Source organism: Rhodococcus sp. IC4_135 (genome assembly GCF_011602025.1).
In the GTDB taxonomy this organism is placed as follows: domain Bacteria; phylum Actinomycetota; class Actinomycetes; order Mycobacteriales; family Mycobacteriaceae; genus Rhodococcus_F; species Rhodococcus_F baikonurensis.
This window is the reverse complement of sequence record NZ_JAAOLG010000022.1, coordinates 43911-60342: the sequence shown is the minus strand read 5'-3', so window position 1 is coordinate 60342 and position 16432 is coordinate 43911. Positions and strand designations below refer to the sequence as shown.

Genomic DNA, 16432 nt, shown 5'->3' with positions numbered 1-16432 from the left:
TGTTCTAGATTGAAGCGCCGCCGTCGACCGGCAAGACGACGCCGGTGATGTACCCGGCTTCCTCCGAGGCCAGGAACGCTACGGCTGTCGCCATCTCGGAGGGATCCGCGAATCGGGCGATCGGGCCGGTGACTTCCGGGATCTTGTCTTCGGGGATGGAGGCCGTCATCCGTGTGGCCGCGTTGGGAGAGATCGCGTTGACGGTGACCCCGAACTTGGCCAGTTCTTTTGCTGTCGTCTTGGTGAAGCCGATGATGCCAGCCTTGGCGGTGGCGTAGTTCGCCTGGCCTCGGTTACCGCGAAGACCGGTGTAGGACGTCACGTTGACGATGCGTCCGTAGTTCTGTGCACGGAAATGGGGAACAACTGCGCGGGTGAAGCGGAAGGTGCCCCCGGCGTGAACATCGAGGACTCGCGACCAGTCGTCGTCCGTGAGCTTCCACACCACACGGTCACGGAGTATTCCTGCATTGTTGACCACGACGTCTATCCGGCCGGTGCGCTCGATGGTTTCGCTCACCACCTGTTGGACATCGTCTGTTTTGCTCACGTCGGCCTGAACTGCGATAGCTCCGACCATGTCGGCCGACCGCGCCAGTTCGTCGCCGTCGAAGTCCACCATGACAACCTCGGCACCGGAATTCTTGAAGTGTCGAGCTAGTTCCAGACCTATTCCTCTGGCGGCGCCGGTGACGAGGACGGTTCGCCCGGTGAAATCGAAGCTGATGTTGCCCATGTGCGGTCCTGTTCGTGAATTGGTTTCTTCGAGCGGTGGTTCAGTCCGCCGTCGATCAGTGTTGTTCGACCACGGAGGCGCGTTGGAGTACGGTCTCGAATATGCGGGCCGTGGCCGCATCGACCATGACGCCGTCGATAGCGACAGCGCCATCGCCGGCGGCTTCTGCTTCGCGCATCGCGGTGACGACCTTGCGTGCCTGTGCCACTTCTTCTTCAGAAGGGGAGTAGACGGCGTTGGCCAGCGTGACCTGGTTGGGGTGAATCGCCCACTTGCCGACGGCTCCAAGTTCAGCGGCCCAGTTCGCCTGTTGCAGATAAGCATCGTCGTTCTTGAAGTCGCCGAACGGACCGTCGATTGCATCGAGTCCGTTGCTGCGCGCGGCAACGATCAACTTGGTTCGGGCCGAATGCCAGATGTCGCCTGGGTACCCGGAGCTGGTGCCGATGTGCGCGGACCGCATCCCGTGGCTGGCGGCGAGGTCACCAACTCCGAGGATGAGCGCTTCGAGTCGCGGACTACTCGCTGCAATTGCGTCGACGGCGGCAAGGGCTTCGACTTCTTCGATCAGTACTTCCAAGCCGATCCCGCCGATTTTGAGACCATGCTTGTGTTCGAGCTGCGTCAGCAAAGTGTCGATGAACCAGACGTCGCGCGCGGATTTGACCTTGGGGATGATCAGTACGTCCAGGTATGCACCTGCGCCCGCGACGACTTCGGTGATGTCGTCGAGACACCATGTCGTTTGGACACCGTTGATACGAACCGCGCGGGTCTTTCGTCCCCAGTCGAGTTCCCGCAACGCGGTGACTGCTTGCTTGCGTGCTACATCTTTGACATTCGGCGCTACAGCGTCCTCGAGATCGAGGAAAACAAGGTCGGCATTGCTAGCCGCCGCTTTGGCCATCATTTTTTCGTTGGTGGCGGGGGTGGACAGTTCTGATCGGCGCGGCCGCGCCGGCCTCGGGTTGGTCATCTTAACTCCTTCGAAAAAGTATGTGCGAGAGTGATATTGAGAGGTGGTCAGGAACGCCAGTGGCTACGGCGCTTGATCAGCACTCGGCGCGTGCATTCGAAGACGATGCGCATGTTGTCGGTGGCTCCCCAGTGTTTGAAGTGCACGACACCGGCATCGTCGCGGTCTGCTGGTTCGACTGCCAGGACTTGTGTGTATGCGTAGACGGTATCGCCGTGAAAAACCCCTGATTTGAAGCGAATTCCGTCCAGACCCAGCTCGGCGAGCGCATTTTCAGCGGTATCCTGGCTTGCAAGCCCCAAGGTGAGTGAGCCTGTGATGAGACCGAATACGAGCCTGCTCTTTCCCCACGGCGAGTCCTTCATCGACGCTTCGTTCCAGTGCTCCTGCGCGGTGTTCATGACCAGTTTGGTGATCAACTGATTTTCGACCTCGTCGATGGTCGCACCACGCGCATGCTTCCACCGTTCACCGACCTCGAACGATTCGAACCATCCGGAGTCTTCGGTGACCCAGTCCTGGGGGATGGAGTGCGGTTGTGTCTGAGTCATTTCCGGTGGCTCCCGTCGATCGATTCGTGTGCCAGCCCTACGGCCGCAGTTCGGTCCGTGCAGCTCATAGCAATTCCTTGGCAGCCAGCAGGTTCTTGCGCACGAACCGCAGCACCATCTCGTCGTGTTGGTCGAATGCAGTTGTTTTCCACGTCACGATGCCGTATCCGGGCCTGCTGGCGGAGGGCCGTGAATCCACGACGATCGACTCGGTGCGGACGGTGTCGCCGGGGTAGACAGGCTTCTCGAACACGCACTCTTCGATGCCGAGGAAAGGGCCTCCGGATTCACTGAGGTCTTCCACCGACAGTCCCACGACGGTGCACAGCACCAGGAACGGATTCAACTGTGAATCTTTGTGGCCGTGTGCGCGGGCGTACTCGCTGTTCAAATACAGAGGTGACCAATGAGCGAGTGCCGTACTGAACAACACATTGTCGGCGGCGGTGATCGTGCGGCCCCAGTGGTGAGCGAAGACCTTTCCTGGCTCGAATTTCTCGAAGTAGGCACCGCGTCGACGTACTGGGAACTCTGCGAGGTTCGGCGTGCTTGAAGTGTCGGTCATGGACTTCTCCTGACGGTGGGCTTCATACCCACCATACAATGTTAGTAGTTAACTACCAACTATCATGGTGTAGGTGGAATTTACGTCGTGGCACCGACGTCCCGGAGGTCGACATCGTCGGTCCGGGGCAGGCGGAAGACGCAGTAACCCGCCAGCAAGCAGAAGACCACCAGCATGATGAGCACTGCCCTCAGTCCCAAACCGTTGGCGATGAGCAACGACGCCGCGACAGGGCCGAGTCCGCCACCGATCAGGGAAGAGAACTGATAGCTCATTCCTACGCCGGTGTAGCGAACAGCCGTGGGGAACAACTCCGAGTACAGCGCACCGATCGGCGCAAGGCAGAGTGAGTGGAACGTGTACACCAACGCGTACGCCAAGATGACGCCGGTGGTGGTGGCGCTGGTGAACAGCGGTACTAGAAGTAGCAGGTTCAAGGTGGCGAGTGTGACACCCGTAGCCAGGACGCGGCGGCGGCCGAATTTGTCGGCGAGTAGCCCCCCGATGGGAATGCCGATAAACGAGCACGCGATTCCGATGATCGATGCATTAAGTAGGAACGATCGACTCATTCCGAGTTCGGTTACACCGTAGGAGATGAAGAAGGTGCTCATGAGGGACTGAATCATGAACGGTCCGGCAAATACGCCCGCGGCGAGCGCGACACGTTTACCGTGCTGGCTGAACACGACCGTAATCGGCGGTTTGGTCGACTGTGCATTGTTTTCGACAGCCTCTACCATTACCGGACTTTCGGTGATCCGGAGCCGCATATAGATTGCCAGACCGAACAGGACGACTGTTGCAAGAAACGGCAGTCTCCAGCCCCAGGTGAGGAAATTCTCACCAGTTAGGGAAACGACGAGGGAGAATGCCGCAGATCCGAGGAGCACGCCGAATGCTGAGCCCATGGCGGTGGCACTTCCCATGAATGATCGGCGTTTCGTCGACGAGTGCTCGGTCGTCATCACCACCGCTCCGCCCCATTCGCCTCCGACCGAAAGGCCCTGCACAACACGCAGTGTCACCAGCAGAATCGGAGCAAGTGCTCCTACGCTCGCGTACGTGGGCAGCACTCCGATGAGTGTGGTGGCAACACCCATGAGGACGACTGTCGTGATAAGGGTGGTCTTGCGGCCGATCTTGTCACCGAAGTGCCCGAAGACCATCGCGCCGATCGGTCGGGCGACGTATCCTGCCGCCAGAGTGAGGAACGATAGGACCACTCCCACGGATGCTTGTGCCGGGCTGAAGAACAACGGGCCGAAAACCAACGCCGCCGCGGTCGCGTAGATGCTGAAGTCGTAATATTCGATGGCCGCGCCGATAAAGCTGGAGAACCAGACGCGCTTGGGTTGCCTTGCCGGCGGTGATGATTGTTCTACGATCTCGTTCGTGATCTCGGACATCAGGGCTCTTTCGCTGGGAGGAAATGTCGACCCGCCGCGGGAAGCGATGGCGTCGTTTCGGCGTATGAGGATCGACACGCCGGTTAGTTGTTAACTACCAACTTTTTCGGTGAGGCTGGAACCTTCGGCAGTTCAGGGTTGTGGTTGCGCCTCAGGCCGCGTAGCGGATTATCGATTCGGCGATGCACACCGCCTTCGTGGAAGAGTTCGAACGAACAGTAACTTCGACAACGGCGTCGACTGCTCCGGGCCGATCCACGATGTCAAGGATTCGCCCCTCGGCATGTAAGGCCGAATTCGAGGGCACCGCTGCAGGGAAGCGAACCCGATTGAGTCCGTAGTTGATCGATGCCGAGGCGCCGTGTACTTCGATCAGATCCGCCAAGAACGGCGCGAGCAGCGACAGTGTGAGAAAACCGTGTGCGATGGTGGTCCCGAAGGGCCCGGACGCTGCCTTGTAGGTGTCGACATGAATCCACTGACGGTCTTCGGTGACCGCGGCGAATTTGTCGATGCGGGCTTGCGATACTTCGATCGTGCGCGAAGTACCCAAGTCTGCGCCCTTTGATGCCTTGAGATGATCGACGGATGAAAAGACGGCCACCGCGTGGACTCCAATCTGTATCAACGACAGGTCCTGTTGGACGTGCCAGCTAGCAATAGGTGGTAGTGGAATGAAGATGGACCGCAGCGCGTGGAGCGCTGTTTGACCTGTAATTCGTCGGACGGCTCGCGTCTCGGCAATGTGCCCTAACATGCAACAAATCCGTGTTGGCGAGTGCTCTACGTGTCGTCCAGACGTAGTTCCAAGTGTGTGGACGGTTCGGGAGTCGCCAAAGGCGTGATCAATGAATTTCGCACTGCTTGCAGAAACAATTCTGAGGAGTTGGTCTTCCAGACGAAGTCTCGGGCTCCGGCGGCTTGCGCGTGACGTGCATCGTCTTGCCTGACTCCCAACGCCACAACATGATTGACGTCGATCCGTCGTATCAGCTCACAGCTGCTGGCGAGGTCAGGCAATCGCATGTCTACCAAGATCAGGTCGAACTGTGTCGTTCGTGCCTTGTTGAGTGCTGTTGCCACGTCGGACACTTCGACAACGGATGCGTGTGCGTGGCTTGCTTCGATAATTCGTGTGAGTGCTGAACGTGTTCTCCTGTCCGAATCGACAACCATGATCGAAGGCCCGGCAACCGGATCACATGTCACGAATTCAGCTGGCATAGCCATGAAATCCCCTGTCTCGGTGCGCTCATTTCATCCAAGCAGGTGTGATGCCAGTCACGTAGAGTCTCGGGACGCGAAACCGTCGAGTCAAATGTCTCGTCCTGCGGCGATCCTGCTGATTGACTGTTCCTCAACTTTGTTTCTGGCTAGGCTTGCAGCACTGAGTGATTGCGCTCGTACCTCTTTCGACTGTGTGTGCAACCGGTCGTCGCTGATCTGAATCGAAGGTGAAATCTCTGATGGCCCGTACTTTTCGTCCACGCCGGTCGTGCCTGGCAGTCCCAGGTAGCAATCCGAAGATGCTGACCAAAGCGCAGGGACTGGCAGTCGACGAGGTTTTCCTTGACCTCGAGGATTCCGTGGCACCGTCGGCCAAGGTCACCGCCCGCGCCAATATTCTTGCCGCTCTGCACGAAGGCGATTGGAGCGGAAAGGTTGTCGCCGTTCGAATCAACGACGCCGAAACACGTTGGGCCTATGACGATGTCATCGAGATCGTCCGAGGAGCCGGCAGCAAAATAGATTGCATCATGCTACCCAAGGTGGAAAAACTCGCGCACATTCACTGGCTCGATGTCCTCCTCGGGCAGCTCGAACGAGACCTCGACCTTCCCGAGGGCAGGATCGGCATCGAAGTGCAGATCGAGGGCCCATCGGGTCTCAGTATCGTCGATGACATCGCCGCGTCATCTGATCGAGTGGAGACACTTATCTTCGGTCCAGGAGATTTCATGGCCGCCATGCAGATCCCTACCCTGGTGATCGGCGAGAACAGCTATGCCGGACACAATCCGATCGACCCCGTTTTCATGACTCTGGCAGTGACGGCCCGCAAGTACGGATTGCAGGTAATCGATGGTCCCTACGCCGTGATCGGGGACACGGAAGGATTCGGCCGGGCAGCGGTGCATGCGGCCGCATTCGGATTCGACGGCAAATGGGTGCTTCATCCCACTCAGGTCGACGCGGCGAACTCGGTGTTCTCTCCCGCCCAGGAAGCCTATGACAAGGCCGAAACCATCCTTGAAGCCTACGACTACCATCGCTCTGCCGACGGAGGGGGACGGGGCGCGGCCATGCTCAACGGCGAAATGATCGACGAGGCAAGTCGCAAACTCGCCCTCGTCACCGCAGAAAAAGGACGGCGAGCGGGTCTGAAGCGAACAGCTGAGCTCGCTCGATGAGCGCAGATGATGGACATGCGCCCCTCACACAAGTGGCAACCGCAGCTGCCGAGCTTCAATTCGAGGACCTGCCAGAAGACGTGATCGAGGCTGCCAGCCGCAACATCCTCGACACGGTCGGTGTCGCATTGGCAGGAGCTGACGAACCTGTGACCGTAGTTGCCTGCAAAGCCTTGTCGGTGCAGGGCGCCGCCGGGACGGGCCGGTCCCGGGTCTGGGGAACAACTTCGACGGCCTCGGCCGTCGATGCGGCAACTATCAACGGCATCGCCGCGCACGCTTTGGATTTCGACGACTGGGCGCCAGGATCGGGAGTTCATCCCTCAGCTCCCATCCTGCCCGCTGTCCTCGCAGTGGCCGACGAAATTGGCAGCAGTGGCGCCGATGTGATCGCAGCGTATGTCGCCGGCTACGAGCTCCAGGAACGAATTGGGTTGGCTGTCGGGCCGAGCCACTACGAACTCGGCTTTCACACCACAGGGACAATAGGAACATTCGGTGCCGCTGCAGCTGTGGCGAATTTGCTCGGAGCCGATTCCACCCAGATGCTGACAGCTTTGCGCACGGCCGCAACGCAGGCAGCGGGACTCAAAGCGATGTTCGGTTCGATGGGTAAACCCCTGCACGCCGGCCGCGCCGCCGCCGCCGGCATTTTGGCAGCAAAGCTGGCTGTGAACGGTTTCGTAGCATCGAGTGATTCGGTCTTGGGAGAACAGGGGTTCGTCGCCACCCACACCAGGAGTGTCGATGAAACCTGGCTGCAGGCCCGATTCGGCGAGCCCTGGTTCGTTCTCAGTGCCCGGATAAAAAGCTACGCAGCATGTTTCGGGACCCATGGAGCCATCGGAGCAGCACTGCATTTACGTGCCGATCCATTCTTCGATATCGGGACGATCGAACGCATCGACCTCGACATTCCTCGGATCTGCGTCGGAGTGTGCACCATCCCGGAAGCGACCACGGTGCTGGAAGCCAAGTTCAGTGTTGCCTTCGTGGTTGCAGCGGCTCTCGTCCATGGATCTGCCGGCGTGCGGCAATTCACCCCGGCGTCCCTCTCAGATCCCGTCGTTCAGCGCTTGGCGCAACTTGTCCACCTCAATCCCAACGATTGGATGGACAAAACCAGGACGGATGTCGGTCTTTCGTGTGCAGACGGTCGTCACGTGTCGGCCTCGGCCGATGCCGGGCAACTCTGGACCGACTTGTCCGATTCGGAACGATTTCATCAGGTACGGAGCAAGTTTGACACTCTCGTCGCGCCTATCGTCACCTCGTCGGGTGCTGATCGGCTTGCCGACGTGATCTTGCACCTAGCGCAATGCCCAGACATCAGCGCTGTGACCGCTGCGCTGGTTCCGCAGCCGAGCGTATAAGGCCATGGGCCAGGCCCATATCCCGCCGCGCGTCACGAGTGACGGGATATGGGCCTTTGATGTCGAGGTCGACGCACGCGGCGATGGTAGGCGAGTTCGCAGCATGGGCCGTCGTCAGTCGACAGCCTGGCAGATCCATGGACGCGCGTATCTCTTCTACGGCTGCGGTATGATCGTTCTTCATTGGTAGACAGAGAAATTGGAGCTTTCGCGTCGACCTAGTCAGTCCGAGATACATGTAAAGCAGCGTCCGTGACGGGAGAATATCGTTCAACCAGTCGTGGCGGTCGAACCTTCGTCTCGATCCAGTTTCACACCGGTAGCGACTGATCAGAACCCCTAAACAGCGGCAATTTAGTCGATTTCGAGGCCTCACCGTGAAATTGGCTCCGCGATCTAGTGTACCGAGGGGCAAAGGGATGCAAGTCGAAACCCGTTGTTATGCATGTTCTCAAGACATCGGGGGCGTGGCCGATCAGTGTGTGATATTGCACGAGTCGTGTGTTTCGCAGTAGGTGGTAGCAGTCGATTCCGTCGGAGGGCGAAGTTCATCGCGGACTGCGCGAAGAGCCGATGCGATCACCAATCGTTGGGTAGCTACTGGCCCGAGATCGGCATTGGACGACTCCCCGGTTTTGCAGCGCTCGAACCTGGAAAGTTGGGCATCGCTGGCCGGTGAATTGCCGGCGTAACCTAAGGCAACAGCGGAACCCCACGCTCCCGGCGCGCCGCATGGGCGTCGCCAAGGGAGGGCGGGGTCTCGAGACACGAGTTACGAGCCACGAAGGGTGTTAACTCCGTCGATTCGACGGCGGGTCAACGGGGAGGACGCGGCAGTATCCGGTCGCTGATAATTTTCTGTTGAATTTGACTGGTGCCTTCGAAAATTGTGGTCAAACGTGCATCTCTCCAGTACCTTTCGATGGCGTGCTCACGTGTGTAGCCGTTCCCTCCGTGGAGCTGTAGTGCCAGGCCAGTGACTTCGACTGCCATTTCCGTCGCAAGGAGCTTCGTCATCGCGGCTTCCTGTTCGCATGCGACCCCGTTGTCCATCAATGTCGCGACATACTGATAAAAGGCGCGCGCTTGAGCAACCTTTGCGGCCATGTCGGCGACAGTGAATCGAAGGGCTTGGAAGTCGCCCAACGGGGAGCCGAATTGCACTCGTGTCTGCAGGTACTCGACTGTGTCTTCGAGAGCTCCCCGGGCGAGTCCCACAGCACGTGCAGCGGTCTGGACACGAGCAATATTCAGCCCGTTCTCCACGGCCTTGAAGCCCTTGCCTTCCGCCCCGGAGAACCCGAACGGTTCGACGAGGTCGGCACTAGTTGCGCGCACATCATCGAACGTGAGATTCCAACTGACGATCCCGTGGTATCCGATCTTGTCGATCGGTTCTCCGGTGATTCCTGCGGGAAAACTGTTGCGCGGCTTCTCCAAGACGAAAGTCCGAATCGTGCCGGGGTCATCCTCGGCCTCCTGTAACCGGCACATGACCAAAATGAAGTCGCCCTCATATGCGTTCCCGCACCACCTCTTGTGGCCATTGATGACATAGCCGTCGCCGACGCGACGAGCCACCGTCTGAATCGAGCCTAGATCCGATCCGGAGTCCGGCTCGGAGAATGCCGCCGCGCCGATCCATTCACCTCGTGCACTGCGTTTGGACGATGCGACTCGGCGGTTCGGATCGTCGAAACGCGTTCCGAGGCCCTGAGCGCGGGCAATGATCGAGGCCACGCTCATCCACGACCGTGATAATTCCTCCGAGATCATGGAGTACTCGAACACTCCCAGGCCGAGACCGCCGTATTCTTTTGGCACAGTGATCCCGAAGTAGCCTAGTTCGGCGAGTCGGTTCATCAATTCGGCTGGAATTGCCTTCTCGGTTCGGTCATGAGTATTCGCAACGGGTAGTACCTCGGTACTACTAAATGTTCGGACGGTGGACAACAGCTCAGCACGTCCGGGAGTGAACCAGGGCGGTTGCAGTTGCGGCGGTTGCACTGCAACGAGAACATCCTGACTCTGGTTTCGATTCTCTGACAACAATTTTGACTCACTTCCGATAGAGCTTCAGGATTTTTAGTGATGCGGTCACAAGGCCGGATCGGAGGCACAGAGCGACCTGTCGTCGCGGCTGACAGCCCGCGCGACGAACGCGTTCAGGTACCTCAGCGCTCGTTGTGACTCGGGGACCTTGGAGGCAAAGAAGGGAAAGATATGAATCATCTCCGGCCATACGTCGAGGTCGACGATGCCACCTGCATCCCGCAGCTTGCGTGCGAGGCGGAGCGAATCGTCGAGCAGTAGCTCGGCGGTCCCGCACTGAATCAGTATCGGCGGCAGCGAGCGTAGGTCCGCATATAACGGCGAAGCCAGGGGATTGGTGAGGTCCCCGTCTTCTCCGAGGTAGCGAACACCGTAGGAATGACTGCCTTCCGGGGTGACGATCGGATCTATGTAGGCCTTTTCGTGCACCGTTGCTCCGGTATGCGCAAGGTCGACAAGAGGGGAAATGCACACTGCCGCAGCGGGTAGCGCGATGGTGGCGTCGCGGAGCGCCACCAAGGTCGCCATGGTCATTCCGCCGCCAGCAGAGTCGCCGGCGATCACAATTCGGTCTGCCCGTATGCCCGTGTCGAGGAGCCATCGATAGGCGGTGACCGCGTCATCGAGGGCAGCGGGGAACCGGTGTTCAGGTGCCAGTCGGTAGCCCACTGACAGGACGGCCGAACGGGAACCTTCGGAGATGCGTGCGCAGAAGTCGCGATAGGCCGCGATTGACCCGATAGAGTAGCCGCCGCCGTGCAGGTACAGCACGACCCGCGAGTGATCGCATCCGGGCGCTCGTGTCCACTCGACATCGACGCCATTCGCGTTATCGGGTACGAATTCGGCGGCCGGTGGGTCGAAGAAGGACGCCGCGAACTTTTCAAAGTTTTCGCGTAGCTCGGGCACGGTCGTGGTATCAGCGCGAAACGGAGCCTGCCGTAGTCGTTCGACCAGCTCGGTGAATTCCGGACTGACCTCAAATGCCGTCATCCTACGGTTCCGTTGGTAGAGGCCGCCCGGACTTCGGTGCGCAAGGCGTCACCGTGCTCGTCAAGTTGAGGGGCTCGCACTCCCACGGTTGACGGAGTTCTACTGAACTTGATGGGTTGGCCGGCAACGATGGCCGTCTGGGTAGCGCCAGGATTTTCGATTTCGACAAGCATGTCGCGCGCCCATGCGTGAGGGTCTTCGAAGATGTCGCGGATGTCGTTGACGGGTCCGAAGGGAACCTTTCCACCCAGCTTTTCGCGGAGCTCCGCACGGGTGAGCGCACGCGTCCAGGTATCGAGTATCTGACGAATCTCGGAGCGGTGTTCAACACGGCGCCCTTCGTCTCGGAACCGAGGTGAGGTAATGAGTTCCGGCATTTCCATTATCCGACAGAGCGCTTCCCACCGCAGTTGGGTCGTGGCAGCTATCGCGATCCAACCGTCTTTGGCCTCGAGCACGTCGAACGGAGTGAGTATCGGGTGCGTGTTTCCGATGGGTTTGGGTACTTGGCCGGTATAGGAGTACTGGTACACCATTCGTTCACAAAGCGAGAGCATGGCATCGAACATCGACACGTCGATCTGTTGTCCCTCGCCGGTCTTCTGCGCCTCCCACAGTGCGGCTAGGACGCCTATCGTCAACATTGTTCCCGGGAAAATGTCACCGATGCCGGGGCCGATTTTGACTGGCTTCCCGTCCTCCGTGCCCGTGATGCTCAGGGCCCCTGCCATGGCCTGAATGGTGATGTCCATTGCGGGCCAATTGATGTAAGGGCTTTCGCCCGACCACGCTGCACCGAAACCTGTCAACGAGCCGTACACCAAGCGCGGGTTGGTTTTGCGTAGTTCCTCATACGAGATGTTCAGTCGTTCTACTACCCCTGGGCCGAAGTTTTCGACCACGACGTCGGCAGTGCGAACCAATTCCATGAGGTCCGCGTGCCCCTCCGGGGACTTGAGATCGAGAACGATGCTGCGTTTTCCGCGGTTGATGCTCTGAAAGTAGCCGCCGAGTGTTTGTTGCCCGCCGTCACTGGGCGGGTACGGTCCAACCCTGCGCGTGACCTCGCCTCCTGGGGGTTCGACTTTGATGATGTCGGCGCCTAAGTCGGCAAGAATCATGGTGCCGTACGGGCCGGCGAGCGCGGCGGTCAAGTCGATGACACGCACACCCGTAAGCGGGCCAGTCATAGCGTTCTCCTTTGTGAGCTGTCACTGTGGGCGACGGGATGCAGTCGCACAGTTTTAAACAGCTCTTTGATGAAGTGGCAGGATCGAAAGTTGCGAGCCAAAAAGTTCGTCTGGTGTGCGAACTATTCCCTCAGTTCAGTCAAGTCGTATGGCGCACCTCACAAAAGGGTCCGTGGACGCGTCTCGATCGAGACATCTGTCGTATCCACAACATCGCTGTGCTCCAGGTGGTACCCGCGCGCCAACGTCCCTGGACGGCGGTGGACTCGGGTTTGGGTGTCGGCGAAACATGGTCAGAGATGTTGAGCGGCCGGGTCGTCCTTGGAGAAAGCTTCCTGAAGGAACCGACGCCAGACAAGGTGTCGACCGCAAAGTTGCGGGGAGATCCTACGAGCAGTCGGAGTCAGGTCTTCGTCTTCAGCGGCTATTTGATCACGTCTCTTATTGGCAGTGGTCCCGGGGCAGATTTGCCCTGACCTCGCACATTGAAGTGTCGGATAGCGCATGCTTGCGGCATCAGTCTCGGGTGAACTGCAACACGCTTCTAGCTCGCTTTCGTGGAAACTGTTGTACGGCAGCATCTTACCGAGGGTTGGTGACGCTTCGTAGGTAGCTGGCGTGCCGAACTCGTCCGCATCGCGTTCGTTTGCGACGTGGAACTAGTCGGCTGCCGCAACAAGTTGGCAGTCCACCGCAACGGGATTCAATCCAGGTGTGTTCGCCGCACGGGTAGGGGAGTCTCGACTGATCGGTCAGAGGAGGTTCTTCTTGTGCTGCAAGAGATACCGACATTTGCAGAACCATAGAAGTGTGCTTGCCGGGTTCGATCAGTGTCCGATCTCGAATGCTGGGTGGTTTCGGTTTAGTGCCAGAAGGGGGCGCGTTGAAGTGCGGTGAGGGTTATGGAAGCGGTCGTCCGTTAATAGGTAATGGATGACTTCGAGTGGCGTCACGACACTTGGACCAGGCCTTCCCGTATCGCCCAGAGCGCCGCTTGGATCCGTGATGCCAACCCCAGCTTGGAAATAATGTGACTGACATGGGTTCGAGCAGTCCGCTCGCTGATGAACAGGGTGTCGGCGATTTCCTGGTTAGAGCTGCCCCGGGCAACCAAGACAAGTACTTCCCGCTCTCGTGCAGAAAGGACAACGCCATGACCGACCCGCATCGAATGCGCCAAGACTCGTGCCACAGCGGGATCCAAGTGAACTTGATCTTGCCTTGCCGAACGGATTGCCGCAGAAATCTCTGACGGATCCGAATTTTTCAGCAGATACCCCGTGGCACCTGCTTGCAAGGCGGCGTGCACGCGTTCTGTTTCGGAAAAGCTCGACAGAACCACAATCTTCAGATCCGGAAGGTCTTTGCGCAACGCAGTGATCGCCCCGACACCGTCCAGGTCAGGCATCATCAAGTCCATAAGCACGACGTCGGGAAGAGTCTGCATGGTTGCGCGAGCACGGAGTTCTGCGACGGCCTGTTTTCCGTTTTCAGCTTCACCGATGACCACGACGTCCTTCTGCGTATTCAGAAAGGCGCGCAGACCGTGTCGGACGAGGGCGTGGTCGTCAACGATGAAGACGGTGGTCTCGTTCATCCGTGTGATCCTTGTGATCTGGGTTCGGTTGCGATGACGCGGGCGGCAGGGGGCGAATAAGGAACTGTTGCGCAGACGGTGGTCCCGTGGTGGGGGTGACCTACTGGTTTTGAGTGGACAGAGAGATATCCGCCGTGCGCTTTCACCCGATCGTTCATCGACACCAATCCGAACGACTGATGATCGCTTTTGCTCTCGGTGATGCCGATTCCGTTGTCGATGACCGACAGACGGACAGCGGACTTGTCCAGCTGTCGGGTTATCTGAACTATCGCGCTGGTCGCGTGGGCATGCTTAACGACGTTGTGAATCGCTTCACTGACCACCATGAACAAATCTTCATCCAACGCTTCACCGAATTCGTAGAACTCGTCGTCACTTTCGACTGACAGGTCGATTGCTTCGCGGGCTGCGATTGCGGCGAGATGTTTCCGGATGGAGGGAATCAGCCCTTCTTCGCCCAGGGGCGCAGGCCGACGGTGCATGATCAGTGCTCGCATCTCGGCTTGCGCTCCGCACACCAACTCATGGAGCTGCTTCAGTTGTTCGACGAGTTCGAGTTTGTCGGCAGAATCGACACCGAGTTCGAGCGCTTTGGTTCGAAGCGACAAGGAGAAGAGCGCCTGAGTGACTGAATCGTGCATGTCTCTGGCCAACTTTCGCCGCTCTTCACGGGCGGCCTGGATCTCCAAACGGGCGAACATCCGTGCATTGGTCACCGCTACTGCGGCCTGATCGCCCATGGCCGCGATGAAGCGAATGTCATCTCGTCCAGGATCATGATCAATGTACCCGCCAAGGGCTCCGATCACCTTGTCTCGCGCTATCAACGGGACAACAACGTACGTATCCCAGTCAACTGTTCGGAGGATGGACTGAATCGGCGCAAATCGGGGATCAGTCAACATCTGCTCCCGCCATTTCAAGGCAACCACTACGCGGCGTTCGTTAATCGCCGTCATAGTGACCAGCGGTGCTCCGAGTTGACGGCAGGTTTCGAGTCGATGGGCGTAGTCGTCGGGAAGGCCGGCCTTACCGACGTGGTTCAACGCCCCAGTGATTTCGTCGACCAAGATAACGGCACACGTGGCCATTTCGACGGTTTCACGTACTTCAGCCGCCAGCTGGTCCAGGACGATGTCTAGCCGGGTCTCGCACGCCACTGCTGAAGCGGCTCGCGTGAATGCGGCGAGCTTACGGCGGTTCCGCACTGTGAGGTCGGCGAGCCTAAATCGCAATGCCCAACCTTTGGATTGCCCGGCGCACTTCAGGTGGCGCATTTCGAACTCCACTTCGGAGGTCCCGATCCACATGGAACCGCCGTGAGAGTGATTGCCGGACGGCGGGGCGACTTTCGCGACGAAAATTGAGCGCTGCCCTAGGATTTCGGATTCGTTGCAGCCGAGAATTGCACACCCGGCGGGGTTCACCGATAAATACCGACTGTCGGCGTCCAATACCGCCAAGCCTTCTCCGCTGAACTTTACGAGGGCGCTGTCCGGTGATGCCTCACCTGTGGTTGTCCACCTAGTAGTCATGGTTGTCTTCGTTCTTCCGGATCGCCCAGCAAGGTGAGCTGACGAGCAAGGCTGGCCAATCCGGCGGCGAAGTCGACCCGATCCTCATCGAGCATCCACCTATATGCCAGACCTCGCAGCGCATTAACTGCAAGTTCAGTGATCTCCGCCGGATCGACGCCATCACGGAGTCGTCCAGTTTGCAGTCCGTCGGCTACCTGCTGAGTGAGGCTACTGATGTAGTCGGCATGAAGATCAGCGACGAAGCCGTGCAGCGCGGGGATCGGTTTGAGGCCTTCGAACAGCAACGCGTAGAAGCCTCGCATCGACTGCGTGGAGTTGGCGGCGTCTTTTCCTATTTCTTCGATCACGGCTAAGAGCGCATCAATGCCGGTGCGGTGAGAAAGGGTTTCGGGTAGTTGGCCGTGACCGAACCTTTCGCTGAGCCGAGTGATGAGGGCTTCTACCAGGGCGGACTTACTGCCAAATCGTCGACTCACCATGCCGTGGCTGTATCCGGCACGTTTGCCGATCTCTGCCAATGTCGTCCGGTCGTAGCCGACTTCGGCGATGAGTTCGGATGTGGCTTGGAGGAGACGTCGAGTGGACAACCGTGAGCGTCTCGTCTGCTTGTTTTCCGCATGATCAAGTTCGGTCACTCCGTCGCCTTCCCCACAAGTTGGTTGCTACCTAACAACCATAGCTGTATTAGTCCCCGATCGGTCTAGGCGTCAGATATCGGCAGTCATTGACGGGAGGCTGCCACTGAGATCGCCGCAGGCGCCACACGGCACTCGACAGCAAAGTGTCCGCTATCTTCCCTGACGTACGCTCCGCGTGCTTGCGGATGCCACCGACGTGGTTGGACTTAACACGGGCCGGCCGGGCGCAGCAACGTCGCTTCGAACGCCAAACGCTAGCGGTCACTGTCGCCATCAAGCGCTGGCGGATCGGGACTCCCGTACCGGCGAGACGAGGTCAGCAGAGGCGCTACGGGAGCCTGTAAGAGGGTGGCTCTGGGTCTGCGAAAAATACTCCACGAAGGAAGGCTGAATCGCATGT

Annotated in this window: 15 protein-coding genes; 2 read left to right on the top strand and 13 right to left on the bottom strand. The window is 58.9% G+C overall.

The genetic code is table 11. The annotated features are described in order from the left end of the window. Positions 1 to 4 precede the first annotated feature (4 nt). The 7 genes from G8767_RS27345 to G8767_RS27315 all read right to left on the bottom strand — a co-directional run bounded on the left by G8767_RS27345 (position 5) and on the right by G8767_RS27315 (position 5467). Positions 5 to 736 carry an SDR family oxidoreductase gene (locus G8767_RS27345; RefSeq protein WP_166812903.1) on the bottom strand — a complete coding sequence of 244 codons (732 nt, stop codon included), beginning with the start codon at positions 734 to 736 and terminating at the stop codon, positions 5 to 7. Between the two features lie 55 nt (positions 737 to 791). Continuing rightward, complete coding sequence (locus tag G8767_RS27340; protein WP_166812901.1) at positions 792 to 1712, bottom strand: CoA ester lyase; 921 nt, start codon at positions 1710 to 1712, stop codon at positions 792 to 794. Between the two features lie 47 nt (positions 1713 to 1759). Continuing rightward, entirely contained in the window at positions 1760 to 2287 is a 528-nt protein-coding gene (locus G8767_RS27335) for a MaoC family dehydratase (protein ID WP_346843046.1), read from the bottom strand. A gap of 40 nt (positions 2288 to 2327) precedes the next feature. Next, on the bottom strand, positions 2328 to 2828 hold the full coding sequence (locus G8767_RS27330; protein WP_166812897.1) for a MaoC family dehydratase: 501 nt from the start codon (positions 2826 to 2828) through the stop codon (positions 2328 to 2330). A gap of 80 nt (positions 2829 to 2908) precedes the next feature. Next, complete coding sequence (locus G8767_RS27325) at positions 2909 to 4237, bottom strand: MFS transporter (protein ID WP_166812895.1); 1329 nt, start codon at positions 4235 to 4237, stop codon at positions 2909 to 2911. Positions 4238 to 4388: 151 nt separating this feature from the next. Further along, positions 4389 to 4841: a MaoC family dehydratase gene (locus G8767_RS27320; protein WP_166812893.1), complete on the bottom strand. Its 453-nt coding sequence runs from the start codon at positions 4839 to 4841 to the stop codon at positions 4389 to 4391. 179 nt (positions 4842 to 5020) lie between these two features. Then, a complete protein-coding gene (locus G8767_RS27315) occupies positions 5021 to 5467 on the bottom strand; it encodes a response regulator (protein WP_166812891.1) in 447 nt (148 codons plus the stop codon). Between the two features lie 236 nt (positions 5468 to 5703). Here G8767_RS27315 and G8767_RS27310 point away from each other — a divergent pair, with 236 nt between their 5' ends. Together G8767_RS27310 and G8767_RS27305 are read left to right on the top strand one after the other, a co-directional pair. Beyond that, positions 5704 to 6648, top strand: coding sequence for a CoA ester lyase (locus G8767_RS27310; RefSeq protein WP_166812889.1), 945 nt, complete (start codon positions 5704 to 5706; stop codon positions 6646 to 6648). Beyond that, positions 6645 to 8021, top strand: a complete 1377-nt coding sequence (locus tag G8767_RS27305; protein ID WP_166812887.1) for an MmgE/PrpD family protein — start codon at positions 6645 to 6647, stop codon at positions 8019 to 8021. The genes G8767_RS27310 and G8767_RS27305 overlap by 4 nt, the downstream gene beginning before the upstream one ends. 816 nt (positions 8022 to 8837) lie before the next feature. Here the strand turns inward: G8767_RS27305 and G8767_RS27300 are convergent. From G8767_RS27300 to G8767_RS27275, 6 genes are all read right to left on the bottom strand, one after another. Then, positions 8838 to 10028, bottom strand: a complete 1191-nt coding sequence (locus G8767_RS27300; protein ID WP_346843045.1) for an acyl-CoA dehydrogenase family protein — start codon at positions 10026 to 10028, stop codon at positions 8838 to 8840. Positions 10029 to 10118: 90 nt separating this feature from the next. Further along, positions 10119 to 11066: an alpha/beta hydrolase gene (locus G8767_RS27295; RefSeq protein WP_166812883.1), complete on the bottom strand. Its 948-nt coding sequence runs from the start codon at positions 11064 to 11066 to the stop codon at positions 10119 to 10121. Then, positions 11063 to 12256, bottom strand: coding sequence for a CoA transferase (locus tag G8767_RS27290; protein ID WP_166812881.1), 1194 nt, complete (start codon positions 12254 to 12256; stop codon positions 11063 to 11065). The genes G8767_RS27295 and G8767_RS27290 overlap by 4 nt, the downstream gene beginning before the upstream one ends. A gap of 949 nt (positions 12257 to 13205) precedes the next feature. Next, positions 13206 to 13853 (bottom strand): response regulator transcription factor, encoded by a 648-nt coding sequence (locus G8767_RS27285; RefSeq protein WP_166812879.1) that lies wholly within the window; start codon positions 13851 to 13853, stop codon positions 13206 to 13208. Further along, positions 13850 to 15133 carry a GAF domain-containing sensor histidine kinase gene (locus tag G8767_RS27280; RefSeq protein WP_166812877.1) on the bottom strand — a complete coding sequence of 428 codons (1284 nt, stop codon included), beginning with the start codon at positions 15131 to 15133 and terminating at the stop codon, positions 13850 to 13852. Before G8767_RS27280 ends, G8767_RS27285 begins: the two co-directional genes overlap by 4 nt. 254 nt (positions 15134 to 15387) lie before the next feature. Continuing rightward, on the bottom strand, positions 15388 to 16029 hold the full coding sequence (locus G8767_RS27275) for a TetR/AcrR family transcriptional regulator (RefSeq protein WP_166812875.1): 642 nt from the start codon (positions 16027 to 16029) through the stop codon (positions 15388 to 15390). Positions 16030 to 16432 lie beyond the last annotated feature (403 nt).